Source organism: Rhodococcus sp. DMU2021, from assembly GCF_019641445.1.
In the GTDB taxonomy this organism is placed as follows: Bacteria; Actinomycetota; Actinomycetes; order Mycobacteriales; family Mycobacteriaceae; genus Rhodococcus; species Rhodococcus pyridinivorans.
In genome coordinates, this window is the sequence record NZ_JAIFKB010000002.1 from 232,484 (window position 1) to 258,095 (window position 25,612).

The window sequence follows — 25,612 nt, forward strand, 5'->3', positions numbered from 1 at the left end:
CGTGCAGCGGGTTCGGGTTCGCGGGTGCGACGCCGCGCGGTGGGCTCGGGCTCGCGAGGTCGACGGCTGCGCGTCCGCACAGGCTCGACGGGAGTCTCCGTCTCCGTGGCCCTCGCGCGCGTCGCGGTCGGCCGCCGCGCCGGACGGGAGGTTCGGCGGGCTTCGTTCTGCCGAGCACTCATACCACTCGCCTTCTCTCGTGGACGAGCACGGTGCCTTTCAGTGAACGCCGGATTCCGGGTCCGGTCAACGGCAGACGGAGCGTTCAGCCGGTACGGAAAAAGGGGTGGACCCTGTTCAAGATCGGTAACGGCTCTTGGAAGAATGGTCATCGCCCTCACAGCACACGGGGAGGTGTGCGCATCATCGTTCGCGATGGGGAGTGCGCGCGCGACGTAATCCGAAGGAGCACCGACAGACGTGACCGAGCAATTCAGTTTCGAAACACTCACGCCCACGGCATTTCTCGACCGTTCCGCCCGGGTCTTCCGTGACGACCTCGCAGTGGTGGACGGCGACATCCGTCGCACCTATGCCGAATTGCGCGATCGGTGCCTGCGACAGTCGGGCATGCTGCACGCTCTCGGTGTCGAGCCCGGCGACCGTGTCGCAGTACTCGCGCCGAACACCTCGCTGATGCTCGAGGCGCACTACGGTGTGCTCTACGCGGGCGCCGTGCTCGTCTCGCTCAACACGCGCCTCACCGCGCCGGAACTGCGGTTCATTCTCGAGCACTCGGGCAGCCGGGTCCTGCTCGTCGAGGAGTCGCTGGCCGACCTGGCCCGCGAGGCCACGGCCGATCTGCCGTCGATCACGGTCGTCGGCGACGACTACGAGGACAAGCTCGCCGCCGCCCGTCATCGGTGCGTGCCGCTCGCCGACGAGCGCACCATGATCGCCCTGAACTACACGTCCGGCACGACGGGTGATCCGAAGGGCGTGATGTACCACGCGCGCGGCGCCTACCTGCAGGCCCTGGCGATGGTCGCGCATTTCGGGCTCGACAGCGGATCCACCTATCTGTGGACGCTGCCTATGTTCCACTGCAACGGCTGGACGTTCACCTGGGCCGTCACAGCAGCCGGTGGCACGCACGTGTGCCTGCCCAAGGTCGACCCCGAGCGGATCTGGGATCTCGTGCGCACCGAGAACGTCACGCACCTGTGCGGCGCGCCGACCGTTCTCGCGTCGCTGGTCGACGCCCCGAATGCGGGCGGCATCGACCATCGTGTCGTCGCGGCGATCGGTGGCGCACCGCCGGCGCCCGCCCTCATCGAGCGGTGCACCGCGCTCGGACTCGACATCACGCACCTGTACGGGCTCACCGAGACGTACGGCCCGGCGGCGATCTGCGAGTGGCGTTCGGAATGGGACGTCCTCCCCGAGGACGAGAAGGCACGGCTGCGCTCGCGGCAGGGCGTGGGCAACGTCGTGGCCGGCGAACTCCGCATCGTCGACCCGATGGGATCCGACGTTCCCGCCGACGGTGAGACGACCGGTGAGATCGCGCTGCGCGGCAACAACGTGATGCTCGGTTACTACAACAACCCGGACGCGACCGCCCGCGCCGTGCCGGACGGCTGGTTCCGCACCGGCGACATCGGCGTCATGCATCCGGACGGCTACATCGAGATCCGCGACCGCGCGAAGGACGTCATCATCTCCGGTGGCGAGAACATCTCGTCCGTCGAGGTCGAAGCGGCGCTCATCAGCCATCCGGCCGTTCTCGAGGCCGCCGTCGTCGCGGCGCCGAGCGAGAAGTGGGGCGAACGTCCCGTCGCCTACGTGGCACTGCGCAGCGGCGCGAGTGCCGACGAAGCGGAACTGCGCGCGCATGTGCGTTCGCAGCTCGCCGGTTTCAAGGTTCCCGACAGCATCGTCTTCGGTGCCCTGCCGAAGACCGCCTCGGGCAAGATCCGCAAGGTCGAACTGCGCGAGCGTCTCTGAGCACCGGCCGGGGCGGTTCCCGACGTCACCTCTCGTCGAGAACCGTCCCGGCCCGCTCGGGCAGCGTGAATGCCGCGACCGCGGCGACGACGAACGATGCCGCGAACGCACCGAAGACGAGACCGTTGCCGCCGGCGCCCAGCAGCACCGGCACCAGCAGCGGCGCGATGATCGACGCGAGCCGCCCGAAGGCCGCCGCCGAACCGGTGCCCGCGCCCCGCACCGGCGTGGGATACAGCTCGGGTCCGATCGCGTACAGGGCACCCCACGCGCCCAGGTTGAAGAACGACAGCGCCATGCCCGCCGCGACGATCGTCGACGGAGTCTCGGCGAGCCCGAACAGCCCCGCCGAGACTGCCGATCCGGCGAGGAAGACCCCCAGAGTCAGGCGGCGTCCCCACACCTCGATCAGCCACGCCGCGACGCCGTAGCCCGGTAGCTGGGCGAGCGTGATGAGCAGCGTGTAGCCGAACGAGGTGACCAGGTCGAAGCCCTGCGCGACGAGCAGGCTCGGCAGCCAGATGAACGCGCCGTAGTACGAGAAGTTGATGCCGAACCACACGATCCACAGCGCCGCCGTGCGGCGGCGCAGGTTCGGCGCCCACACCGAGCCTCGGGGTGCGCGCTCGACTTCCGCGACGGTCCGGACGGGCTGTTCGTCCTCCGGAACGGACGTGACACCGGCCGAGCGCTCGTAGTCGCGCACGATCGCCTCAGCTTCCGCGTGCCGTCCGCGACTCTCGAGATAGCGCACCGATTCGGGTAGGCCGAACCGGACGACGAGGGCGTAGGCAGCCGGGACGAGCCCGACGGCGAGCGCCCACCGCCACCCGTTGTCGCCGGCAGGAACGACGAGATAACCGACGAGAGCGGCCAGGAGCCAGCCGACCGCCCAGAACGCCTCGAGGGCCACGACCACGCGTCCTCGCACCTTGCGGGGCGCGAACTCACTGACCAGCGTCGACGCGACCGGCAGTTCGGCGCCGAGACCGAGTCCGACGACGAACCGCAGGACGATGAGCATCGCCACCGAGGTCGACAGCGCCGCCGCGCCGGTCGCGAGACCGTAGACGAGCAGCGTCGCGGCGAAGACCTGCCGGCGTCCGATGCGGTCGGCGAGCAGACCACCGAGGGACGCACCGATCGCCATGCCGACGAAGCCGATGGATCCGATCCACGAGAGCTGCGTCGACGACAGATCCCACTGCACGGCCAGGGCTGCCATGACGAACGAGATCAACCCGACGTCCATGGCGTCGAGGGCCCAGCCCACGCCGGAGCCGGTCAGCAGGCGGCGATGTCTGCCGGTGAACGGCAGGTCGTCGAGCCGCTGGGTGCGAGTGGTCATGCACCGAAACGTACCGCAGCGCTCGGGCGCCGATCAGCCGCGCGCGGCGGCCTCCAGCGCCGACACGTCGATCCGGCGCATCTTCATCATCGCGGCGGTCACGCGCTTCGCGACCTCCGGATCCGGGTCGGCGAGCAGTTCGTTCAGCCGTTTCGGTACCACCTGCCACGACAGGCCGTACTTGTCCTTCAACCATCCGCAGGCGGATTCCTCGCCGCCGTCGGCGGTCAGCGCGTACCAGTAGTGGTCGGCCTCCTCCTGATCGGCGCAGTCGATCTGGAGGGACACCGCTTCGGAGAACCGGAACTGCGGTCCCCCGTTGAGTCCGTAGAAGACCTGACCGTCGAGGAAGAACTCGACCGTCATCGGGGTCCCGGGCGGGACCGGGATGTCGCCTCCGGTGGACTCTTCGGTGTAGCGGGTGATCTCACCGATCTCGGAGTTGGGGAAGATGCCGATGTAGAAGTTCGCGGCCTCCTCGGCGTTCATGTCGAACCACAACCACGGAGTGATCCTGGGCATCGTGACTCCTCGTGTCGTCGAATGTGTTCCACTGTCACGAAGGCAGACCCTGTCCGGCCCGGATTCTCATCGCCGTGCGCACTCGCAGGCCGAGCCGCAGGGCTCCCGTGCTCGTAGGGGGAACGCATGCCCCAACGGTTATGACCGGAGGCACGTCGGGTTTCGGGGCGATCGCCGCCGAACGGATCTCGGGCGCAGACGGGATTCGCCTCGTCCACAGTGCCCGGCACGCCGCATCCACCGGAGAGGCACTACCGCTCGATCTGTCCTCCCTCGATTCCGTTCGTACCTTCGCGGCGACGGTTCGCGAGCGGAGCGACCGGATCGACGGGCTCGTGCTGAACGCCGGGATGATCCGGAGCGACGTCGCCGCGCGGACCGTCGACGGTTTCGAGACGACCTTCGTCGTCAACCATCTCGCCCACTACCTGCTACTGCGCCCGTTGCTTCCGGCTCTGGCGGACCGGGCCGTCGTCGTTGCGACCACCAGCGGCACACGCGACCCCGCGACCGGTGCGGGACTGGTACCGCCACGACATGGCGACGCCGGGTTGCTCGCCCACCCTGAACGGGATCCCGACCTCGATACGCATCCCCGCAAGGCCGGACAGCACGCCTACACCGCCTCGAAACTGTGCACCGTCCTCACGATGCGGAGGTTGTCGAAGGACGACACGGTTCGAGCCGGACGGATCACCGCGGTCGCCTTCGATCCCGGCCAGGTCTTCGGAACCGGTCTGGCACGAGCACTCCCCACTCCGATGCGACTGGCGTGGCGCGGCCTCGGGACGCGGGCCGGCATGTTCCTCCGCATCGTGCAGGACACCTTCAACACGCAGACCGAAGCCGGGAACACGCTCGCAGACCTCGTTCTCGGTGACATCGACGTTCCGGACGGCCGGGGTTATCTCGCACTGCGCCGCGGCGAACCGTCGGTGCTCGCTCGCAGCGACGAGCAGGCCGAACGGTCGTGGCGCGAGAGCGCACGGCTCGTCGGACTGCCCGACCGTTAGGTGTAGGTCCCCCGGGCGTAGTATCGGGTGGCATGGGGAGCGCCTCGCGGTCCTCACGGCCTCTCAGCGATCGTCTCGCCGCACGGGCGCGACGTGTGTTCGTCGGTCGCGATGCCGAACTCGAGATCGTTCGCTCCGCACTGGACTCCCCCGAACCCTCGATCGCCGTGCTGTACCTGTACGGTCCGGGAGGCATCGGCAAGACCTGCTTGCTCGGCGCGATCTCCGATCTTGCGGAACGGAGCCATCGCGCGGTGACTGTGATCGACGGGCGCAACACGGATGCGTCGCCCGGCTCGGTCCTCGCGTCGGTGGATCGCCACATCGGCGACCGGCCGAGGGTGCTCCTCCTGGACTCGTACGAGCGGCTACGCGTGCTCGACGACTGGATCCGAACCGATTTTCTTCCCGGCCTTCCTGCGACGACGCTGACGGTGATCGCCGATAGGTCACCGCCCTCCGCGGGATGGCGCACCGATCCGGGTTGGGGTGATCTGCTCCGGATCGTGTCTCTCAGGAATTTCGACCCCGCTACGAGCGCCGCCTACCTCACCGCTGCGCGGGTTCCCGAGGAACTGCACGACGAGATCATCGGGGCAACGCACGGACATCCGCTCGGGCTCGGTCTGCTCACGGATGTCTTCGTCCGAGGAGGCGATGTACGTGTGCCGTGGCCTCCGGATCTCGTCGGGATGTTGCTCCGACGGTTTCTCAATACCGAGCCGGGGATCGCACATCGCCGCGCCCTGGAAGTGTGTGCGCTCGCCCGGGTGACCACCGAAGCCCTGCTGCGTGACGCCCTCGAGCTCACCGATGCACACGCCGAGTTCGAATGGCTCCGTGAGCTGTCGTTCGTCGAAGCAGGGCCGGACGGATTGTTTCCCCACGATCTGGCACGCGATGTCCTCGACGCCGATCTGCGCTGGCGCGATCCCGATGCCTACCGGTACACCTTCCACCGCGTGTGGAAGGGCATTCGCCGCGGTCTCGATTCTGCAGGAGAATGCGAACAGCAGCAGGCCATTGTGGACCTGAAGTTCGTGTTCCGCAATCTCCCCGGTGTGCTGTCGCCGGTGGATTGGCAGTCGTGGGGAAGCGCGCAACCCGAACGTGCGGAGCAGGCCGATCACTCCGCGATCGTCGATCTCGTGCGGACGTCGGAGGGAGACGAATCCGCGGTGCATGCGCGACGATGGCTCGAGCGACAACCCGAGGGTTTCTTCGTGTTGCGCGACACCGACGGATCGATACGTGGTGTGCTCGGTCTGTTGGAACTCTCGCGAGCGTCACCCGAGGATGTCCGTGCCGACCCGGCGACGCGAGCCGCGTGGGATTTCGCCCGGCGGACAGCGCCTTCCCGTCCCGGCGAGTGTGTCGCGATCACACGCATCGTCATCGACCGCGCTGACTACCAGAATCCTTCTCCGACAATGAACTCGGTTCCGGTGCTCACCTTCCAGCGCTATTTCACCCTGCCGCATCTGTCGTGGGACTTCCTGGCGCTGGCGGAGCCCGACCGGTGGAACGAGTACTTCGCGGTCGCAGATCTCCCCCGTGCCGAAGGAGCGGATTTCACGGTCGGCGATCGTCACTACGGACTGTTCGCTCACGACTTCCGCCGTCGGGATGTCGACGAGTGGCTCACCGTCGTAACCGATCGTGCTCTGGTTCAGGGGCACAGCGGTCCCGAGCCCACGATGTCCCTGCCTCTCGCGCTGTCGGAGAAAGAATTCGCGGAGGCGGTCCGAAATGCGCTGCACGACCTCCGTCGGCCCGATCTCCTCTCTCGTAATCCCTTGTTGCACACGAGGGTCCTCCACAAACGGTCCTCTCCCGACGATCCCGATCCGGTGGTGTTGCGCGCGCTCCTTCGTGAGGCGATCGATTCCTTGGCGAGCGACCCTCGGGACGACAAGCTCTTCCGCGCGGTGGACCGCACGTACGTGCGCGGCGCAGCAACACAGGAAGCAGCGGCAGCCAGACTCGGGCTGCCGTTCAGTACGTACCGCCGACATCTGACCCGCGGCGTCACCCGCGTCGTCGGATGGCTGTGGGATCTGGAGGTGTACGGCGAGGCACCGTCCGGCCGTGAGCACATGTGAGCAGGTTCCGGCCTGTCGACCGAGCACCTTCCGCAGCGACGATCGATTCCGAGGAGGAGGTGTGATCATGCCGATCGGAGAGCGCGCCGTGGTTCTCGGCGCGAGCATGAGCGGATTGTCGGCGGCCCGTGTCCTGTCGGACAGGTTCGCCGAGGTGACGGTGATCGATCGTGACCGGCTGCCGTCCACGGACGAACCACGCCGTGGGGTGCCCCAGGGACGGCACATCCACGTGCTGATCTCACGGGGACAGCAACTCCTCGAGGAGATGTTCCCCGGGTTGTCACAGGAGCTGACCGCTGCAGGCGTTCCCACCCTCGACCACCTGGGCGACGTACGGTGGATTCTCAGTGGTCACCGGATTCGTCAGGGGCCGAGCGGTCTTCGAGTACTGGCAGCCGGCCGTTCGCTGCTGGAGCGCCGGATTCGTGACCGTGTGGCCGCGTTGGCGAACGTCGAGATCGTCGAACGGTGTGATGCCGCGGGTCTCGTCGCGACCGCGGACCGGAGCCGGGTGGTCGGTGCGCGGATCATCCGCCATGCCGACGGAAGCGCCGAGCAGGTGCTCGATGCCGACCTCGTCGTCGATGCGACCGGACGCGGATCCCGCGCCTCCGAATGGCTCGGGAGACAGGGCTGCCCGCAGCCCCGGGTCGACACCGTCGAACTCGATGTCGGCTACGCCACCGCGGTGTTCCGCGCGTCTTCGGTTGCACTCGGCAGCGACCGGGGCATCGTCATGGCGCCCACGCCCGAACATCCACGCGGTGCCGCCCTGCTCACCCTCGAATCAGATCGGTGCATGGTGGCTCTGATCGGGGTCCGCGGCGAAACCGTGCCGGCGACTCGGAGGGACTATCTCGAATTCGCACGGTCCCTGAGGTACCCGGACGTGTACGACGCGATCGCGGATGCCGAATGGGTCGAGGATGTCGTCCGGTATCGCTTCCGGGCGAGCACGTGGCATCGCTACGACCTTCTCGACGGATTTCCCGACGGATTCCTCGTCCTCGGCGATGCATTCTGCAGTTTCGATCCGATCTATGCCCAGGGGATGACGGTCGCCGCTCTCGAAGCCACCGCGATGGGCCGTCTCCTCGACGACCACGGGCCGTCCGCTGCCGTGCAGCGGAAGCTCGCGCGTGTCGTCGACGATGCCTGGGCGATGTCCACCGGTGGCGATCTCGCGTTCCCCGGTGTCGAGGGCCGGCGGGATCCGAAGACGAGGATCGGCAATGCATACGTACCGATGGTGCACGCGGCAGCCGCATACGACACGAAGGTGGGCACAGCGTTCGCCCGGGTGTCCGGACTGCTGGATCCCCCATCGGCATTGATGCGCCCAGGAATCATGGCACGTGTTGTCCGACAGAACATTTCGCATTCGGTCGCGTGGCCATGGCGCCGAGCCGACGGATCCGCGATGCCGCCTCGCCGGTCGTCTCCGGGACCCGCCGGTCCGGCGGCACGATCTTCGTCCCTCTCGCGGGCCGGGCGCATGCACACGTAGTCGTCGGAGTGGGTATACATCGTCCGTGACGAAGAAGACGCGCGATCGCAGGAAACCGGGGCGGCAACGGCACAGGGTGGGCGAGGACACCGTCTCCCCGGCGGTCGAGGCCGCGGTGCGCGCGTTCGCCGCCGCACCCGACAGGGCGGCGATCGTGCTGCTCTCGGGACGCGACGGCGTGTGCCGACCGGAAACCGAGGAGTGGCTCGCCCGGCACGACATCCCCTACGACGAGCTGTACATGCGTCCGGCCGGCGACAACCGGAAGGATTCGATCGTCAAGGCCGAGCTGTTCGACCGTCACATCCGGCACCGCTATCGCATCATCGCGGTGCTCGACGATCGCGATCAGGTGGTGCGCATGTGGCGACGGATGGGACTGGTGTGCTTCCAGGTCGCCGAGGGCGACTTCTGACGAGCACCGGCGCATACCCGGTTCTCGAACGATGTTTCAATCATGCTGGGACACTTCGGCACTCAGCGTGGACGGCGGAACGAACGGGGCCGCGCCGAGATCGACACGCCGAGTCCCGCACCCGACACAGCGCACGTACAGCACCTGTCCGATCGACGTGGCGTGGCTCGACTCCACACTCCATGCGTGTTCGTGAGGACGGGTCGAGGTCGGGCATTCCTGTGGGTTCCGAGCTTCGATGGCGGTCATGCCCACCACCATGATGTAATGCCCTTATGCATCTCAACCCTTACGGCGAGTATGCGGTCCTCCTCGCGGCGTCGCTGGCCGGCGACTGGCCCGACGATCGGGCCGGCATCATGGCCCGTACGCGCGAGGTGGGCATGACCATGGACTTCCCGACCGCGCCCGACGACCATCAGCGCACCCGTGAGGTCATAGACGACTGGCTCGCCGTCGTCGACGCGTCCGACCCCAGGGAACGTGCGCGCCTGCTCAACGAGCAGATGGCCGCCGCAGCGGCTTATCCCCGGCTGACCGATCACGACGGCGAGGGGTGGCACCTGCACTACCGCGACGAGGTCCAACCGCTCCCCGACGTACTGCGCGCGGTGATCAGCGTCGGCACGGCACTGCACCTCACCACTCGTGGAATGCACCGCCTCCACCGGTGCGCCGCAGCGGACATCCCGACCAACCCGTGCTCGGCCGTGGTCGTCGACATCACCCGCAACGGCCGCCAGCAGTACTGCTCCGTGCGCTGCGCGAACCGCGCTGCAGTGCGCCGGCACCGAGCGCGAGCGGCCCAGCAGCGTCGACCCGCATAGCCCGAGTAGCACATCGCAATCGGGAACGGGCCTGTCCCCCACGTTCCCGCGAACCCGACGGGTTGGGAAGCTGGACCGCAGACACCCCACCGATCCGGAGGCCCCGAGAACCATGGCTGCTCGTTCCACCACCCGCCCGCCGAGGATCGACGCCCCAGACCTCGGCGTCCTCACCGACGCGGACGGCGACGAGTTGCTCGCGCACGGAATCTTCGAGAACAGCCGCTACACCGACACCGACCTGACGGGTCGTGATCTGGCCGGGATCATCCTGTCCGAATGTTCGCTCGTCGCACCGATCGTCGCCGACAGCGACCTCACGAGCGCACGCCTGCGCGACACTCTGGTCGAGCGCATGCAGGCACCGAATCTGTTCGCACCGCGCAGCGGCCTGCACCGCGTGCACATCCGGGACAGCCGGATCGGTGCGCTGGACCTCTTCGACGCGGATCTGCGCAGCGTCACGATCGCGGATTCGAAACTCGGCCTGGTCAATCTGCGGGCCGCCACGGGACGCAACGTGCTCTTCCGCGGCTGCATCCTCGACGAACTGGATCTGGGAGGCGGCACGTTCACCCGCGTCGCCTTCGAGGACTGTTCCGTCGGCGTCCTCGACGTCGACCGCGCAACCCTCGACCAGGTGGATCTGCGCGGCCTGCGGATCGACACGATCCGCAACATGGGCGGTATGAAGGGTGCGACGATCAGCGCCCATCAGGCCGTCGAACTGGCAGGACACTTCGCCGCTCATCTCGGTCTGCGCATCGAAGACCCCTCCTGAGGACGATTCCCCGCCCGACCGATCACATTCGTACGGGTGGGACCGAGGAGACATCGAACGCCGCCTCGTCGAACGTCGACAGCTCCCGCAGCATCCGGTCCGTGGACCACGGCCAGTTGAAACTGTTGCGGCCGTTGACATCGAAGAAGTAACTACGACAACCGCCGGCGTTGTACACCGTCCCGTCGAGTGCGTCCTGCACCGTCCGGTTGAAGGCATCCTGCACGGCCCGTCGCGGCTCCATCCGGGTCCATCCCTCCTGCCGCGCTCGGATCAGCGCCTGCATGACGTATCCCAGTTGCGCTTCCAGGATCGTGAAGGCGGACGTGTGTCCGGTGCCCAACGAGGGGCCGAGCAGCACGAAGGCATTGGGGAAACCGGCGACCGTCGTTCCGAGATACGCCTGGGGGCTGCCACTCCAGTGATCGTCGAGGCTACGACCCTGCCCGTCGACGATCCGCCCGGCGATCGGCATGTCCAGGATGCGGAAACCCGTACCGAAGATGACGGCGTCCACCTCGCGTTCGACACCGTCGCCGCCGGTCACCACATTTCCCCGCACCGACGCCACGGCGGTGGGATGTACTTCGACGTTCGACCGGGTCAGGGATCGGTAGTAGGTGTTGGAGAACAGCATGCGTTTGCAACCCGGCGTGTACTCCGGTGTGAGGAGGTCGCGTAGTCGCCGGTCGTGCACCTGCAGACGCAACCATGCCCGGCCGACCTGCTGCAGCGCCTTCATGAACACCGGGTTCCGGAAGCCGAGTCCCAGCATTTCCATGATCGCGTACTCGGATCGTCGCAACATTTCGTGGGCACCCGGCACTCGGCGCAGGACGGCACGTTCGAGACGCCGGAGGGGATAGTCGGGTTTCGGCAGCACCCATTGGGCGGTGCGCTGATACAGGTGCAGTTCGGCAACGTCCGGCTGGATCTCGGGAACGAACTGCACCGCGGACGCGCCGGTCCCGACCACCGCGACGCGTTTTCCGCGCAGGTCGTACCGATGGTTCCATCGGGAGGAGTGGAACACCTCACCGGGAAAGGTGTCGAGCCCGGGAATGTGCGGGATGAGCGGTTCGTTCCACGGGCCCGCGGCCGCGACGAGCGCATCGGCCGTGATCACTCCGGCGGACGTGTGCACCGTCCACCGATGGGCGCGGTCGTCCCACCGGGCGCGCTGCATCTCGGTGCCGAACCGGATGTGCGGGAGCACTCCGTTCGTCTCGGCCACGCCTTCGATGTACCGCCGGATCTCGGCCTGTCCGGCGAACAAGCGGGACCACTCGCGGTTGGGCGCGAAGGAGTAGGAATAGAGCGCCGACGGCACATCGCATGCACAGCCGGGGTAGGTGTTGTCCCGCCAGGTTCCGGCGATCGCGTCGGCCTTCTCGAGGACGACGAAGTCGATACCGTGTCGGCGCAGGTGGACCGCGGCACCGAGACCGGAGATACCGGCACCGATGACGACCACATCGTGGTGAACGTAGGCGTTACCCGGCGTCATACCAAAAGTATGACACGTGGGGGCGTGACGGCCGACACCCTTTCCCGTCGCCCGATCCGACCTCACGCCAGTTCGGCGAACCGTTCGGTGTCGCGCGCCTGCCCGGAGACGATGATCGTGTCGCCGGGAGAGATCACGGTGTCGGCCGTGGCGTAGGTGAATCCCTCCCCCGGTCGCTTGATCGCCACCACCGTCACGCCGTAGCGGCTTCGGATCGTCGTCTGCGACAAAGGCTTTCCTACGGCGAATGCCGGTGCGACCGTCTTGACCATGGCGAAGCCGTCGTCGAACTCGATGTAGTCCATCATCCGCCCACGCACCAGGTGCGCAACGCGTTTGCCCATGTCGTGCTCGGGTCGCACGACGTGATGCACACCGATCTGGGTGAGGATCCGGGCGTGCGCGTTGCTGATCGCCTTGGCCCACACGTTCGGTACCGCCATGTTGATCAACGCCGAGGCCGTGAGGAGGCTCGCCTCGAGGTCGGACCCGATCCCCACGACCGCCCGGCCGTATTCGTGCACCGACAACTGCCGAAGTGATTCCTCGTCGGTGGTGTCGGCGACGGCGGCGTGTGTGAGCCGGCCCGACACCTTCTCGATCACCGCTTCGCTCGCATCGATACCGAGCACCTCGGTGCCCTGAGCCATCAGTTCGAGCGCAAGCGATTTGCCGAATCGTCCGAGCCCCAGGACGACGACGACATCGGCGGCCGGTTTCCTAGCCAATGAAGGGCCTTTCTGTGGGTAGTTCGTAGCGGCGACCACGGTCTCGGGCCGCCAATGCACTGACGAGCGTGATGGGTCCGATCCGGCCCAGATACATCAGCGCCACCAGGATCAGTTGTCCCCAGGACGGCAACTGAGCGGTGATGCCGGTGGACAGCCCCACGGTCGCGAACGCCGAGGTGACCTCGAACAGCAGTACGTCGAGGTCGAATGCGGTACCGGCGAGAAGCACGAGTGTCGGCACCATCACCAGCGCCACACCGATCAACGCCACCGCCAGGGCCTGGCGTTGGAGACGCGGATCGATGCGCCGATCGAACACCGTCACGGACTTCTCGCCCCGGACCTCGGCGGCGATGACGAACAACAGCAGGGCGAACGTCGTGACCTTGATACCGCCGGCGGTGCCGCCGCTCCCGCCTCCGATGAACATCAGTACATCGGTCACCAGCAATGTCGCGTTGTCCACCTGGGCGTAGTCGACGCTGTTGAACCCCGCGGTGCGCGGCATGACGCCCTGGAAGGTGGCCGTGAGAAGCTTCGCGCCCCAGTCGTGCCCCTGCAGAGTGTGATTCCATTCGAGCGCCAGGACCAGCAGCGGGCCCACCACCAGAAGCACCGCGGTCACCACCACCGTCAACCGGGTATGCAGCGACCAGCGCTTCCGGTGTCCTCTCAGGTGCCTGCCGAGTTCGAACAGGACCGGAAACCCGATGCCACCGAGGATCACCGCGATCATCAACGGCACACAGATCCACGGATCGGCGGCGAACCCGACGATGTTGTCGCTGTAGAGAGCAAACCCCGCGTTGTTGAACGCCGAGATCGCGTGGAAGACCCCCAGCCACACCGCTCGGGCCGGGGTTTCGTCGTAGCCCACGGCGAAACGGAGCGCCAGGGCCGACGCCACGACAGTTTCGATGAGCACGCTGGTACGCACCACACCGACGACGACACTGCGGACGTCGCCGAGTCCGGACGTACGAACCTCCGCAGCAGCGTTGAGCCGGGCCTTCAGGCCGATCCGGTCGGCCAGCACCAAACCGATCAACGAGGCCATCGTCATGATGCCGAGTCCACCCACTTGGATCAGCCCGACGATCACACCCTGCCCGAATCCGGACCAGTGGGTGGGCGTGTCCACGACGATCAGGCCGGTCAGGCACGTCGCGGAGGTCGCGGTGAACAGCGCCGCCATCACGCCTGCTCCGGTACCCGACTGCGTCGCGGCCGGGGTCAGCAGCAGCACCGTGCCCACCGCGATCGCTGCGGCGAAGCCCAGCGCCACCACCCTGGCCGGGCTGTGCGTCAACCGGTTCGCGAGGCGCCGGATCGGCGCGGACACCACTTCGGTGCGTCTACTCACATCGCCGAACACTAGACCCGCCGGCCGCACGTCCGGAATCTCGGGGGGATCACTGCGGTGTCAGGCGTTCCCGGCCTGCTCGACGGGAACGCATGTCCGCGCACGCCTCACGCCCTGCATCTCGCGAATCCAGAGCCCGAGACCACAGGTGGGGAAGACTGCCCCCAGCACGCACACCGCTTTCCAGCCTCCACCGAAGTACGCGAGGGTGGACAGCACACTCCCGAGCGATCCTGCGAGGAAGTAGCAGGTCATGTAGGCGGTGTTGAGGCGACTTCGAGCGTCGGACCGAAGCGGGTAGATCAGACTCTGGTTGCTGATGTGTGTTCCCTGGATCCCCAGATCGAGCAGTGCGACCCCGATCGCCAGCGCGACGACGTGACGCTCCCCGACGGCGAGCAGCACGAAACTCGCCGCGGTGACGGCGACGAAGAATCCGGTCTGGCGACGCGCATATCCCCGGTCGGCGAGAGCACCCGCCACACGGGCGGCCAACGCACCCGCGACCCCGAAGAGGGTGAACATCCCGATGCGCGCATCGGACCACTCGTATCCCGGTCCGGCGAGGAGGAATCCCACGCTCGTCCAGAACACCCCGAACGACGCGTACGTCAGTGCGCCGTACGCGATCCGTTGCCGCAGAACGGCTTCGGCGGACATCAGTCGGAGTACCGAGGCCAGCACCGCACGGTACCCGGCATCGGTGGTGGGGACCGACTCCGGCAGGATGCGGATCAACAGCACGGTGAGCAGCATCAGCACCGCTGCGCATACGAACACCGCCCGCCAGCCTGCCACCTCGGCGATCAGTCCTGCCACCACGCGGGACAGCAGGATGCCCAGCAACAGACCGGTCATGACGTTGCCGATGACACGTCCACGCTCGTCGTCGCGGGCGAGACTCGCCGCGAAAGGCACCAGCACCTGGCCCACGACCGATCCCGTACCGACCAGGACGGCGCACGCCGCCAGGATCCGCCAGTCCGGCGACCACGCCATGACCAGCAAACCGGCAGCGGTGACGAGGAGCATCCAGCGCAGGAGTGTCCGTCGTTCGACCATGTCCCCGACGGGAACGAGGAACGCCAGGCCGAGCGCGTACCCGATCTGTCCGGCCGTGACCACGAGCCCGACCTCGGCAGTGGAGGCGTCGAAGGTCTCGGCGATGGCGCCGACCAGCGGTTGCGCGTAATAGCTGTTGGCCACCACCAACCCCGAGGCAAAGGCCATCACCGCGACGAGTCGGCGATCCATGCGAGGCGTCGAGATATCGGTGCGTGACATGGATCCGATCGTCGAACGCCGTCCACCGATCTGTCCAACGGGATAAATTGATCGATCCCAGAAGTAGAATCGATCAATGGAGTTTCGTCAGCTCCGCCATTTCCTGGCGGTCGTCGAGCACGGTCACTTCACCCGTGCCGCCGAATCCGTGCACCTGTCCCAGTCGGCCCTCAGCGCCTCCGTCCGCGCGCTGGAGAACGAGCTGGGAACACCGTTGTTCGAACGCACCACCCGCTCGGTGGTCCCGACCGATGCCGGCAAGGTGCTCTATCCCTATGCGCAGAGAATGCTCGGGGAAGCACAGGACGCGGTGGCCGCCGTCGACCGGTTGCGGACCGGAGAACTGGGCACACTGACGCTGGGGACGGTGCAGACGTTCACCGCAGTGGACCTCCCCGCACTGCTGGCGCGCCTGCACGGCAGGTTTCCGGGAATCGGAGTGACGCTGAGAGAAGCGACCACGGACGAACTCTTCGATGCCGTGACCACAGCGGAGCTGGACCTGGCATTCGTCGCACTCGATGCACGCCCGCTCAGGTCGGGGCTGACCGCCCTCCGGACCTACCGTGAGGAACTGACCGTCGTCGCGGCCCCGGATCATCCGCTCGCTGCGGTGACGGACATCGAGATGCACGACCTGCAGTCCTGTTCGTTCGTCGATTTCCACGCGGGCACCGGTCTGCAGACCACGATCGAGTCGTTGTTCGCGGCTGCGGGAGTGCACCGGCACATCACGTTCCGGGTCGGCGACATGGACCGGCTCCTCGAACTGGTCCGCTACGGCCTCGGAGTGGCGGTCGTGCCCGAACCGATCGCGCAGCGCAGCGGGCTTCGGCGGATTCGCATGAACACCGAAAACCGGTGCCGCACTCTCGCACTCGTCGGACGCACCAACGCGTCCCCCAGTAGGGCCGCGAGACTCTTCCTCGACCTGCTCACCGATCCGATCGCATGACCCCGGTGCCGAGCGAGTGTTCTCATCCCACCGAGCGTGATTCCAGGGCGATGTCCGAACCGTCCGTCAGGTCCCGCACCTCCGCGTAGCGCTCCCGCACGTGCGGGGTCGGGTCGGCCTCGTAGCGGCGTGTCGCGCCGGATTCCCACGCCGGGGGCTCGTCGCCTCCGCGCAGCACCCACGCCGCCTGCCTGGCGGCGCCCCGCGCCACATACTCCCCCGGTTCGGGAACGTCGACAGGCATGCCCAGCACCGCCGGCGCCATCTCGCACACCGCCTGCGAGCGCGCCCCACCGCCGACGAGCAGCACCCGCCGGACCTCCGTGCCCTGCGCCCGGATGTGGTCGATGCCGTCGGCCAGCGAACACAGCAGGCCCTCGAACGCCGCGCGGGCGACATGCGCGGGCGTCGCCGTTCCGAGCCGCAGCCCGTGCAGGGCGCCCGTCGCGCCGGGACGGTTCGGGGTACGCTCCCCTTCCAGATACGGGACCAGCACGAGTCCGTCGCTGCCCGCCGGCGCCGAGAATGCGAGCCGCGTGAGCTCGGTGTGGTCGACCCCGAGCATCGTCGCGGTGGCGTCCAGTACCCGGGCCCCGTTGAGCGTGCACACCAGTGGCAGATGCCGGCCGGTCGCGTCGGCGAATCCCGCGACGTAACCGTCTGCGTCGCGTGCCGGTGTCGTGGACACGGCGCACACCACGCCCGACGTGCCGATCGAGACGACCACATCGCCTTCGCGGACGTCGAGAGCCAGCGCGCTCGCCGCATTGTCGCCGGCCCCCGGACCGAGCAGGGCACCGGCGACCGTCTCCCCGACACTCTCGGCCGGCCCGGCGACCCGCGGGAGGAATGGGCTCGGCCGGCGCAGGGCCTGTTCGAGCAGATCGTGTCGGTAGGTGTCGGTGGATGCGTCGAAGTAGCCGGTGCCGCTCGCGTCACTGCGATCGGTGGCGAGCCGGTCGAGGTCACGGTCGGTGCGCATCGTCCACGTCAGCCAGTCGTGCGGCAGGCACAACGCCGCCGTGCGGTCGGCATTGCCGGGTTCGTGGTCGGCGAGCCAGCGTGCCTTCGCGACGGTGATCGCGGCAAGCGGGACCACCCCCACGGCCTCGGCCCACGCGCCCGCGCCACCGGCCTCGTCGACGAGATCGGTCGCTGCCGCTGCGGATCTCGTGTCGTTCCACAACAACGCGTCGCGGACCACGTCGCCGCGCTCGTCGAGGCACACCATGCCGTGCTGCTGCGCTCCCACCGAGATCGCCGAGACGTCGTCGAGTCCGCCCGCTTCCGAACACGCCCGCTCGAAGGCAGCACGCCACTCCAGCGGGTCGACCGCGGTGCCGGACGGATGGGGAGCGCGACCCTCGCGCACGACGGCCCCGGTGTCGGCGTCGCACACGACGACCTTGCAGGACTGGGTGGACGAATCGATCCCGGCGACGAGCGTCATCGCGCCGCCTCCCGGGCCGCGGTGCGGTCGGCCAGCGTGGGCAGGTCGGCACCGGCGCGGGCCACCGTCAGACCGGACGTCCACGCGGCGATGTCGAACACATCGCGCACATCGTCGATCCCGATGCCACGCAGTCGTTCCCGACGGTCGGCCCCGAGGAGACCGCAGGTCCACAATCCGTCGAGCAGACCGGTGGTGAAGGCGTCGCCGGCGCCGACCGTGTCGACCACCTCGACCCGCACGGCGGGTACCTCGACGGTCCCGGCCGCGCACAGCGCCACCGCACCTTGTTCTCCACGGGTCACCGCAACGATCGCCGGCCCTCGCGAGAGCCAATCCCGCGCGGTGTCGAGGGGATTACGATCGGGCGCGAACCACGTCAGGTCCTCGTCGCTGGCCTTGACCACGTCGGCGAGTGAGACCAGACGTTCGATCCGTTCCCGTCCGCGCGCCGGGTCGTCGATCAGCGCCGGTCGGACGTTCGGATCGAAGCTCACCGTGGATGTTCCCGCCTGCTGCGCAACGAGTTCGGCGACGAGATCGCAGCCGGGTTCGAGCACCGTCGCGATGGACCCGGTGTGCACGAGCACGGCGTCCACCGACGGCGGCGGCTCGACAGGATCCCAGACGATGTCGAATTCGTACGTCGCGGAACCCTTCTCGTCGATCTCCGCCTGCGCGGTCGCCGTGCGCTCGGCTGCTGCGCTCCCCGGCGTCAGCGACACCCCGGAGGCCGCGAGGTGATCGACGATCCGCCGTCCGCGGGCGTCGGTGCCGACGCGTGTCGTGAACTGCACGGGCCGGCCGAGCCGGCCCAGACCGAGCGCGACGTTGAGCGGACTCCCGCCCACGTGCTCGACGGGTTCGGCGCCGCCGCGGTGGACGATGTCGACGAGGGCTTCTCCGACGACGAGGGCGTGGCCGTTCATTCCGGCTCCCCCGGAAGTTCCTTCAGGGTGGCGCGTGCGCCGTCGCTGTGCAGGGCGTTGAGCGCCCAGGTGTAGGCGTCGACGAAACGGTGGTTCTGCGCGAGATCACCGAAGACCTCGGCGTTCTCGATGAAGGCGGTGGGATGCGTGAGTTGTCCTCGCGCGATCGGGACGAGCGTGTCGGCGAGCCGGTCGACCACCTCGATCGGTTGTCCCTGTTCGTCGATACCTTCGGCGTAGCGCGCCCACGAAGCGACGATCGCCGCGGACAACCGCACGTGCCCATTGGCGGCAAGGTTCTCCCGGATCACGGGCACCAGCCACTTCGGAATGCGATCGGACGACTCGGCGCACAGGCGTGCGATCGTGTCCCGGATCTCGGGGTTCGCGAACCTCTCGATCAGGGTGGTCTTGTACTCGTCGAGATCGATGCCCGGCACCGGTTTCAGGGTCGGTGTCGCTTCGGTGTCCATGTACGCACGGACGAATCCGGCGAGGAGCGGATCCTGCGCGGCCTCGTGGACGAGGCGGTATCCCATGAGATACGCGAAATAGCAGAGTCCCTGGTGACCGGCGTTGAGCAGACGCAACTTCATCAGCTCGTAGGGAGCGACGTCGTCGACGATCTGGACTCCCGCATCCTCGAAGGGCGGTCGCCCGTCGGCGAAGTCCTCCTCGAGCACCCAGGAGGTGAAGGGTTCGGCGGCGACCGGCCAGCGGTCCTGCACGTCGAAGCGTTCGGAGAGCGCCGAGACCACCTCGTCGGTGGTCACCGGGGTGATCCGGTCGACCATCGAGTTGGGGAAACGGACGTGCTCGGTGATCCATTCTGCGAGATCGGGATTCAGAAGGCGCGCGTATTCGGTGAAGACGCGACGCGCGACGGTTCCGTTGCCCTCGATGTTGTCGCACGACATCACCGTCGGAGCGCGCAGCCCCCGCTCCCGGCGCCGGGCGAGAGCCTCGGTGACGAGACCGAAGACGGTGGCCGGGGGTTCGCCGGACCGCAGATCGTGTTGCACGGCCGGATCGTCGACGTCGAACTCACCGGTGTCGTGACGGATGTTGTAACCGCCCTCGGTGACGGTCAGCGAGATGATCCGGGTGGTCGGGGCCGCGAGGAGCTCGATGACCGCCTCGGGATCGTCTGGGGCGTAACGATAGTCGACGATGGAGCCGATCACCCGCGGCTCCCAGGTGCCGTCGGGGTGGGTGAGCACCAGCGTGTACAGGTGGTCCTGGACGGCGAGCGCCTCCTGCATACGGCGATCACCGGGGAGCACCCCGACGCCGCAGATACCCCATTCCTTCGCCTTCCCCTGTTCGAGGAGCCGGTCTACGTACATCGCCTGGTGCGCGCGGTGGAATCCGCCCACACCGAAGTGCACGATGCCGACGGAGACGTCGTCCCGACGGTAGGTCGGGACGGGCACACCCAACTCGGGAAGCGTCTGCTCGTTCACGTGCATGGATCTTCAGTCCTTTCCCGCCGGATCGGTCACGTCCACGACGGCCTTGATGTTTCCGGGTGTCCGATCGGATTCGAGTGCGTCGGCGGTCTTGTCGAGGGGGAACCGGGCGGTGACCATCGAGTCGAGATCGACCCGTCCCGCCCCGAGGAGCGCGAGCGCGGTCGGCCACGTGTTCGCGTAGCGGAACACGCCGGTCAGGATCAGTTCGCGGTTCTGGACCCACTGCACTGGCAGGGTCATCGTCTCGGCGCCGGATCCGACGAGGACGACGGTGCCGCCGGGACGGACCGCGCGGATGCCCGAATCGACGGCGGCGGGGGCGCCGGACGCGTCGACGTAGGCGTCCACACGCAGGGCCGACGGGTCGTCGACGCGGGGATCGAGCGCAGCGCTCGCCCCGAACGACAGTGCGGTCTCGCGTCGTCGCTCGTCGAGGTCGGTGACGACGACCTCGACCGCACCGAAGGCGCGCGCGACCTGTGCGACGACGATGCCGACGGGCCCGGCACCGGTGACGAGGACTCGCGAGCCGGCGGTGACACGGGCCTTCCGGACGGCCGCGATACCGACCGACAGCGGCTCGCACAGGGCGGCGGCATCGTCGGACACGGTGTCCGGAACGGGATGCGCGAAGGCCGCCCCGATGGTGACGTACTCGCACAGCGCGCCGTCGACGGGCGGTGTGGCGTAGAAGCGCATGTGCGGGCACAGGTTGTAGTCGCCGCGGCGCGTCTCCTCGGTGAGCGGGTCGGGGCGTTGCGGTTCGATCGAGACCCGCTCGCCGATCCGGCTCTGCGGAACACCGTCCCCGACCGCGACCACGACCCCGGACGCCTCGTGGCCGAGCACGATCGGATCGGTCACGACGAACTCGCCGATACGTCCTTCGCGGTAGTAGTGCGCGTCCGAACCGCACACCCCTACGGTGGTCACCCGGACGAGGACGTCGCCGGGCTCCGGTGCAGGTAGTGGCCTTTCCTGCATCTCGATGCGGCCGGGTTCGAGAAGTACGGCGGCACGCATCGTGTCCGGGAGCGGCGGGCGAACTGTTGTGTGGGTCACACTGTGATGCTAACGTACTGAGCAGATGCACGCACCCCTGAGCAGATGCTCACGCAGCGTCCGAATACTGCTCACACCAAGGAGAGCTCGTGACCGCCCCCGGCCCCACCAACATCCCCGACACGGAGAGCCCGGTATCCACCGATGATCTCCGTCTCGCCGTGCGGGCCGCGACGCTCTACTACCTCGACGGACTCACACAGGCCGAGGTGGCGCAGCGTCTCGGCGTCTCCCGTCCCACCGCCGGCCGGCTCGTCGCGCGCGCTCGCGCCCAGGGCCTGGTGCGCATCGAGGTCACCGTGCCACCCGCCTGGCGCGACGACCTGCACGCCGAGACCGAACGGGCACTCGAGGAGCGCTACGGACTCGTCGAGGCCGTGGTGGTCGGGCGCCGGGTCGACGACGCGGGTCCGATCGAGGACTCCGCAAGCTTCACCGCCCTCGGGCGCGCCGCCGCCGGCCTGCTCACCCGCCGTCTCCGCCCCTCCGACACCCTCGGATTCACGTGGGGTCCGGAGACCGTCGCCGTGGCACAGGCCATCCCGTCGGGTGTCGCCAGTTGCGCCACGATCGTCCAACTCGACGGCTCCCTCTCCACGAGCGCCTACCAGACCGGCACCGAGTTCGTCCTCGGCCGCTGCGCAGAACAGCTTCGGGCGCAACCGCTCCGGCTTCCCACACCGCTGTACGCCGATCCGTCCACGGTCGCGTCGATGCGCGCCGACTCGTTGATCTCCCGCACGCTCGAGGTCGGGCGCCGCGCGGAGGCGATGATCTTCGGTGTGGGCGCCGTGTCGACCTCGACCACCCTGTTCGAGGGCAGCTTCCTCGACACCACGATGCTCCACGAACTCGACGGCCTCGGTGCGGTCGGTGAGATCGGCGGCCGGTTCTTCCGTGCCGACGGCACCGCCGTGCACGGCGAACTCGAAAGCCGCACCATGTCGGTACCTCTCGACGACGTCCGCGACTGCCCCGCCACGATTCTCGTCACCGGCGGACAGTCCAAGCACCGCGCTGTACTCGGTGCTCTCCGAGGCGGTCTCGCGAACATGCTCGTCTGCGACATCGCGTGCGCCCAGTACCTGCTCGACCATCCCGACCAACGCCCTCGAGAACGGCACCCCGAAGGACGAGGCACCACCGAAATGAGGTAGACCATCGTGCCTACAGCAAGAAGATCCATCCGCGCGGCCGCGGCAGGAGCCGTGGCCCTGAGCGTCGCACTGACCGGTTGTGCCGGTGCAGGATCAATCGGTACGTCCGGCCGCACCGTCACCATCGCGATGGTGTCGAACTCCCAGATGCAGGACGCACAGCAACTCGCGTCGCAGTTCGAGGCCGAGAACCCGGAGATCGACCTGAAGTTCGTCACCCTCTCCGAGAACCAGGCCCGCGCCAAGATCACCGCGTCCACGGCGATGGGCGGTGGCGAGTTCGACGTCGTGATGATCAGCAACTACGAGACTCCCCAGTGGGCGGAGTACGGCTGGCTCACGAATCTGTCACCGTACATCGAGCAGACCGACGGCTACGACGCCGACGACATCATTCCCTCGCTGCGCGAAGCACTCTCGTACGAGGGCGATCTGTACTCGGTGCCCTTCTACGGCGAATCGTCGTTCCTCATGTATCGCAAGGACCTGTTCGAACAGGCCGGCATCACGCTGTCCGACCCGCCGACCTGGACCGAGGTCGCCGAGGCCGCAGCGCAGCTCGACAGCCCCGACATCAACGGTATCTGCCTGCGCGGCAAGCCCGGCTGGGGTGAGCTGCTCGCACCGCTCGACACCGTCATCAACACCTTCGGCGGACGGTGGTTCGACGAGAACTGGAACGCACAGCTGAACAGTCCCGAGGTACGCGAAGCGGTGCAGTTCTATGTCGACCTCGTCCGCGAGTACGGTCAGCCCGGTGCCGCGACGAGCGGATTCAGCGAGTGCGCCACGCAACTCGCGCAGGGCCGGGTCGCCATGTGGTACGACTCCACCTCCGCCGTCTCGACCCTCGAGGATCCCGCGTCGAGCAACGTCGTCGGGAAGATCGGCTACGCGGCCGCGCCCGTCCAGGAGAAGGACCGCTCGGGCTGGCTCTACACCTGGTCGCTCGGCATCCCCGCGAGCAGCGAACACACCGAGGACGCCTGGAAGTTCATCTCGTGGATGACCGACCAGCAGTACCTGCGCACCGTCGGCGAGCAACTCGGCTGGGAGCGGGTGCCGCCGGGCAGCCGACTGTCGACCTACGAGATCCCCGAATACGCCGAGGCCGCCGCGGCCTACGGCCCGATCACCCTCGAATCCATCGAGGGAGCCGACCAGCAGAACCCCACGGTCGACCCCGTCCCGTACACGGGCGTCCAGTTCGTGGCCATCCCCGAGTTCCAAGATCTCGGCACCCGGGTCAGCCAGCAGATCAGCGCCGCCATCGCCGGACGGCAGAGCGTCGAGGACGCCCTCGACCAGGCACAGAAGTACGCCGAGGCCGTCGGCGCGACCTACCGGGAGAAGACGTCATGACCGCACCTGCAGCGCAGCGTCCCGCACCGGACGCCGACGAGCGCATCCGCGCCGTACGGGAAGCGAAGGAGGAGCAGATCTCCCGCGCCGAGGGATGGCGCCGGCGCGGCCCCCTGCTCCCGGCCCTGATCTTCACGATCGTTGTCACACAGATCCCGTTCCTGTTCACGCTGTACTACTCGACCCAGTCCTGGAACCTCGTCAGCCCCGGCTCCCGCCGGTTCGTCGGACTCCAGAACTACGTCGACGTCTTCCAGGACAGCCAGTTCTGGCAGGTCACCCTGAACACGGTGATCCTCATCGTCGGCACGGTCCTGATCTCCGTGATACTCGGACTGCTTCTTGCGCTCCTGCTCGACCGGGCGTTCCTCGGCCGCGGTATCGCACGGACCCTGCTCATCACGCCGTTCCTCGTCACCCCGGTCGCCAGTGCACTGATCTGGAAGACGTCGATGTTCGATCCCGTTTTCGGCATCGTCAACTTCGTTCTCTCCCCCTTCGGATTGGGAGAGGTGGACTGGATCAGCCGGTTCCCGCTCCCGGCCGTGATGGTCGCGCTGGTGTGGCAGTGGACGCCGTTCATGATGCTGCTCATCCTCGCCGGCCTGCAGTCGATGCCCCGCGACATCCTCGAGGCCGGCCGCGTCGACGGCGCCGGAGCCTTCGCACTGTTCCGCGAACTGACGCTGCCGCATCTGCGCCGGTTCATCGAACTCGGCACCGTTCTCGGCGCGATCTACCTGGTGAACACGTTCGACGCGATCTACATGATGACCCAGGGCGGACCCGGCACGGCCAGCTCCAACCTGCCGTTCTACATCTACCAGCGCGCGTTCCTCGGCTTCGACATCGGCCAGGCCGCGGCAATGGGTGTCGTGGTCGTCATCGGCACGATCGTCATCGCCACCTTCGCGCTGCGCCTGATCTTCACATCGTTCACCGGCAAGGAGGAAGCGGCATGAGCACCACGGCCACGCAGCCGCAGGCTTCGGACACCACGGCACCCACCGGCCGTGTCATGCGCACGGCCCGGAAGCGCAAGAACCGCAAGTTCAATCCCTGGGGTGTGGTCGCGTGGATCGCCGCCATCGGATTCTTCTTCCCGGTCTTCTGGATGGTGCTCACCGCCTTCAAGCAGGAGGCCGACGCCTACTCCGATCCACCGAAGTTCTTCTTCACCCCCACCCTCGACCAGTTCCGGGCGGTGTTCGAGACCGGAGTGGGCACGGCCCTGCTCAACTCGGCCTTCGCCACGATCGTCTCGACGGTGCTGGTCCTGCTGCTCGGCGTGCCGGCGGCCTTCGCGCTGTCGCTGCGGCCGGTGAAGAAGACGAAGGACGTGCTGTTCTTCTTCATCAGCACGAAGATGCTGCCCATCGTCGCGGCGATCATCCCGCTGTACGTGATCGTCGCGAACGTCGGCCTGCTCGACAACATCTGGGCCCTGATCATCCTGTACACGGCGATGAACCTGCCCATCGCGGTGTGGATGATGCGGTCGTTCTTCCTCGAGGTCCCGGGCGAGCTGCTCGAGGCGGCGAGCATGGACGGCGCGAGCCTGTGGACGGCGGTGCGCGAGCTGATCCTGCCGCTCGTCTCCCCCGGCATCGCTGCGACCGCCCTGATCTGCGTGATCTTCTCGTGGAACGAGTTCTTCTTCGCCGTCAACCTGACCGCTGTTCAGGCGCAGACAATTCCCGTCTTCCTCGTCGGCTTCATCACCGGTGAGGGCCTGTACTGGGCCCGGCTGTCCGCCGCCGCGACGATGGCGGCGCTGCCCGTCGTGCTCGCGGGCTGGCTCGCCCAGAACAAGCTCGTGCGCGGCCTGTCGTTCGGCGCCATCAAGTAGACCCGATTCCTTTTACCAGCAAGGAC

General features: G+C 67.6%; 22 protein-coding genes. 12 read left to right on the forward strand and 10 right to left on the reverse strand.

The genetic code is table 11. From position 1 onward, the window contains the following. Positions 1–420 precede the first annotated feature (420 nt). Entirely contained in the window at positions 421–1,947 is a 1,527-nt protein-coding gene (locus K3M35_RS04450; RefSeq protein ID WP_006550623.1) for an acyl--CoA ligase family protein, read from the forward strand. Positions 1,948–1,972: 25 nt separating this feature from the next. Here the strand turns inward: K3M35_RS04450 and K3M35_RS04455 are convergent, their stop codons facing one another. Then, positions 1,973–3,295: an MFS transporter gene (locus K3M35_RS04455; protein WP_064060654.1), complete on the reverse strand. Its 1,323-nt coding sequence runs from the start codon at positions 3,293–3,295 to the stop codon at positions 1,973–1,975. Positions 3,296–3,328: 33 nt separating this feature from the next. After that, complete coding sequence (locus K3M35_RS04460; RefSeq protein WP_019288011.1) at positions 3,329–3,817, reverse strand: VOC family protein; 489 nt, start codon at positions 3,815–3,817, stop codon at positions 3,329–3,331. Between the two features lie 140 nt (positions 3,818–3,957). On the opposite strand from K3M35_RS04460, the gene K3M35_RS04465 reads away from it, so the two are divergent. From K3M35_RS04465 to K3M35_RS04490, 6 genes are all read left to right on the forward strand, one after another. Next, positions 3,958–4,830: an SDR family NAD(P)-dependent oxidoreductase gene (locus K3M35_RS04465; protein WP_064060656.1), complete on the forward strand. Its 873-nt coding sequence runs from the start codon at positions 3,958–3,960 to the stop codon at positions 4,828–4,830. Between the two features lie 32 nt (positions 4,831–4,862). Next, positions 4,863–6,932 carry an ATP-binding protein gene (locus tag K3M35_RS04470; RefSeq protein ID WP_220666039.1) on the forward strand — a complete coding sequence of 690 codons (2,070 nt, stop codon included), beginning with the start codon at positions 4,863–4,865 and terminating at the stop codon, positions 6,930–6,932. Positions 6,933–6,999: 67 nt separating this feature from the next. After that, positions 7,000–8,442 (forward strand): NAD(P)/FAD-dependent oxidoreductase, encoded by a 1,443-nt coding sequence (locus tag K3M35_RS04475; RefSeq protein WP_259443596.1) that lies wholly within the window; start codon positions 7,000–7,002, stop codon positions 8,440–8,442. 25 nt (positions 8,443–8,467) lie between these two features. Further along, complete coding sequence (locus tag K3M35_RS04480; RefSeq protein WP_220666041.1) at positions 8,468–8,857, forward strand: polynucleotide kinase; 390 nt, start codon at positions 8,468–8,470, stop codon at positions 8,855–8,857. A gap of 275 nt (positions 8,858–9,132) precedes the next feature. Next, the gene (locus K3M35_RS04485; RefSeq protein WP_006550632.1) at positions 9,133–9,684 is read left to right on the forward strand and encodes a CGNR zinc finger domain-containing protein; all 552 of its coding nucleotides are present in this window, start codon (positions 9,133–9,135) and stop codon (positions 9,682–9,684) included. A gap of 112 nt (positions 9,685–9,796) precedes the next feature. Then, entirely contained in the window at positions 9,797–10,465 is a 669-nt protein-coding gene (locus K3M35_RS04490; RefSeq protein WP_220666042.1) for a pentapeptide repeat-containing protein, read from the forward strand. A 22-nt stretch (positions 10,466–10,487) separates the two neighbouring features. Here K3M35_RS04490 and K3M35_RS04495 read toward each other — a convergent pair whose 3' ends face one another. From K3M35_RS04495 to K3M35_RS04510, 4 genes are all read right to left on the reverse strand, one after another. Then, positions 10,488–11,972: an NAD(P)/FAD-dependent oxidoreductase gene (locus tag K3M35_RS04495; RefSeq protein WP_220666043.1), complete on the reverse strand. Its 1,485-nt coding sequence runs from the start codon at positions 11,970–11,972 to the stop codon at positions 10,488–10,490. 62 nt (positions 11,973–12,034) lie between these two features. Then, positions 12,035–12,700, reverse strand: coding sequence for a TrkA family potassium uptake protein (locus K3M35_RS04500; protein ID WP_138842128.1), 666 nt, complete (start codon positions 12,698–12,700; stop codon positions 12,035–12,037). Then, positions 12,693–14,048 carry a TrkH family potassium uptake protein gene (locus K3M35_RS04505; RefSeq protein WP_064060661.1) on the reverse strand — a complete coding sequence of 452 codons (1,356 nt, stop codon included), beginning with the start codon at positions 14,046–14,048 and terminating at the stop codon, positions 12,693–12,695. Before K3M35_RS04505 ends, K3M35_RS04500 begins: the two co-directional genes overlap by 8 nt. A gap of 78 nt (positions 14,049–14,126) precedes the next feature. Beyond that, entirely contained in the window at positions 14,127–15,350 is a 1,224-nt protein-coding gene (locus K3M35_RS04510; protein ID WP_232512380.1) for an MFS transporter, read from the reverse strand. 76 nt (positions 15,351–15,426) lie between these two features. Here K3M35_RS04510 and K3M35_RS04515 point away from each other — a divergent pair, with 76 nt between their 5' ends. Then, positions 15,427–16,305 carry a LysR family transcriptional regulator gene (locus K3M35_RS04515; RefSeq protein WP_094980817.1) on the forward strand — a complete coding sequence of 293 codons (879 nt, stop codon included), beginning with the start codon at positions 15,427–15,429 and terminating at the stop codon, positions 16,303–16,305. 22 nt (positions 16,306–16,327) lie between these two features. Here the strand turns inward: K3M35_RS04515 and K3M35_RS04520 are convergent, their stop codons facing one another. Genes K3M35_RS04520 through K3M35_RS04535 form a run of 4 tightly spaced genes read right to left on the reverse strand, consistent with a single transcriptional unit; the run spans position 16,328 to position 21,179 of the window. After that, positions 16,328–17,755, reverse strand: coding sequence for a xylulokinase (locus tag K3M35_RS04520; RefSeq protein WP_064060664.1), 1,428 nt, complete (start codon positions 17,753–17,755; stop codon positions 16,328–16,330). After that, complete coding sequence (locus K3M35_RS04525) at positions 17,752–18,684, reverse strand: carbohydrate kinase (protein WP_064060665.1); 933 nt, start codon at positions 18,682–18,684, stop codon at positions 17,752–17,754. The genes K3M35_RS04520 and K3M35_RS04525 overlap by 4 nt, the downstream gene beginning before the upstream one ends. Continuing rightward, positions 18,681–20,153: a mannitol dehydrogenase family protein gene (locus K3M35_RS04530; RefSeq protein ID WP_006550636.1), complete on the reverse strand. Its 1,473-nt coding sequence runs from the start codon at positions 20,151–20,153 to the stop codon at positions 18,681–18,683. Before K3M35_RS04530 ends, K3M35_RS04525 begins: the two co-directional genes overlap by 4 nt. A 6-nt stretch (positions 20,154–20,159) precedes the next feature. Then, positions 20,160–21,179 carry an NAD(P)-dependent alcohol dehydrogenase gene (locus tag K3M35_RS04535; RefSeq protein WP_220666146.1) on the reverse strand — a complete coding sequence of 340 codons (1,020 nt, stop codon included), beginning with the start codon at positions 21,177–21,179 and terminating at the stop codon, positions 20,160–20,162. A gap of 128 nt (positions 21,180–21,307) precedes the next feature. On the opposite strand from K3M35_RS04535, the gene K3M35_RS04540 reads away from it, so the two are divergent. Genes K3M35_RS04540 through K3M35_RS04555 form a run of 4 tightly spaced genes read left to right on the forward strand, consistent with a single transcriptional unit; the run spans position 21,308 to position 25,586 of the window. Beyond that, positions 21,308–22,375: a sugar-binding transcriptional regulator gene (locus K3M35_RS04540; protein ID WP_071934551.1), complete on the forward strand. Its 1,068-nt coding sequence runs from the start codon at positions 21,308–21,310 to the stop codon at positions 22,373–22,375. Positions 22,376–22,426: 51 nt separating this feature from the next. After that, positions 22,427–23,737, forward strand: coding sequence for a sugar ABC transporter substrate-binding protein (locus K3M35_RS04545; RefSeq protein ID WP_220666044.1), 1,311 nt, complete (start codon positions 22,427–22,429; stop codon positions 23,735–23,737). Continuing rightward, the gene (locus tag K3M35_RS04550; RefSeq protein ID WP_006550640.1) at positions 23,734–24,699 is read left to right on the forward strand and encodes a carbohydrate ABC transporter permease; all 966 of its coding nucleotides are present in this window, start codon (positions 23,734–23,736) and stop codon (positions 24,697–24,699) included. The genes K3M35_RS04545 and K3M35_RS04550 overlap by 4 nt, the downstream gene beginning before the upstream one ends. Continuing rightward, entirely contained in the window at positions 24,696–25,586 is an 891-nt protein-coding gene (locus tag K3M35_RS04555; RefSeq protein ID WP_006550641.1) for a carbohydrate ABC transporter permease, read from the forward strand. Before K3M35_RS04550 ends, K3M35_RS04555 begins: the two co-directional genes overlap by 4 nt. Positions 25,587–25,612 lie beyond the last annotated feature (26 nt).

Bases quoted from the DNA above. Each gene is read 5' to 3' on its own strand.
- K3M35_RS04465 (WP_064060656.1), top strand. From the start codon at position 3,958: ATGACCGGAGGCACGTCGGGTTTCGGGGCGATCGCCGCCGAACGGATC.
- K3M35_RS04470 (WP_220666039.1), top strand. From the start codon at position 4,863: ATGGGGAGCGCCTCGCGGTCCTCACGGCCTCTCAGCGATCGTCTCGCC.
- K3M35_RS04460 (WP_019288011.1), bottom strand. From the start codon at position 3,817: ATGCCCAGGATCACTCCGTGGTTGTGGTTCGACATGAACGCCGAGGAG.
- K3M35_RS04515 (WP_094980817.1), top strand. From the start codon at position 15,427: ATGGAGTTTCGTCAGCTCCGCCATTTCCTGGCGGTCGTCGAGCACGGT.
- K3M35_RS04530 (WP_006550636.1), bottom strand. From the start codon at position 20,153: ATGCACGTGAACGAGCAGACGCTTCCCGAGTTGGGTGTGCCCGTCCCG.
- K3M35_RS04535 (WP_220666146.1), bottom strand. From the start codon at position 21,179: ATGCGTGCCGCCGTACTTCTCGAACCCGGCCGCATCGAGATGCAGGAA.
- K3M35_RS04495 (WP_220666043.1), bottom strand. From the start codon at position 11,972: ATGACGCCGGGTAACGCCTACGTTCACCACGATGTGGTCGTCATCGGT.
- K3M35_RS04490 (WP_220666042.1), top strand. From the start codon at position 9,797: ATGGCTGCTCGTTCCACCACCCGCCCGCCGAGGATCGACGCCCCAGAC.
- K3M35_RS04510 (WP_232512380.1), bottom strand. From the start codon at position 15,350: ATGTCACGCACCGATATCTCGACGCCTCGCATGGATCGCCGACTCGTC.
- K3M35_RS04520 (WP_064060664.1), bottom strand. From the start codon at position 17,755: ATGACGCTCGTCGCCGGGATCGATTCGTCCACCCAGTCCTGCAAGGTC.
- K3M35_RS04550 (WP_006550640.1), top strand. From the start codon at position 23,734: ATGACCGCACCTGCAGCGCAGCGTCCCGCACCGGACGCCGACGAGCGC.
- K3M35_RS04525 (WP_064060665.1), bottom strand. From the start codon at position 18,684: ATGAACGGCCACGCCCTCGTCGTCGGAGAAGCCCTCGTCGACATCGTC.
- K3M35_RS04485 (WP_006550632.1), top strand. From the start codon at position 9,133: ATGCATCTCAACCCTTACGGCGAGTATGCGGTCCTCCTCGCGGCGTCG.
- K3M35_RS04475 (WP_259443596.1), top strand. From the start codon at position 7,000: ATGCCGATCGGAGAGCGCGCCGTGGTTCTCGGCGCGAGCATGAGCGGA.
- K3M35_RS04455 (WP_064060654.1), bottom strand. From the start codon at position 3,295: ATGACCACTCGCACCCAGCGGCTCGACGACCTGCCGTTCACCGGCAGA.
- K3M35_RS04555 (WP_006550641.1), top strand. From the start codon at position 24,696: ATGAGCACCACGGCCACGCAGCCGCAGGCTTCGGACACCACGGCACCC.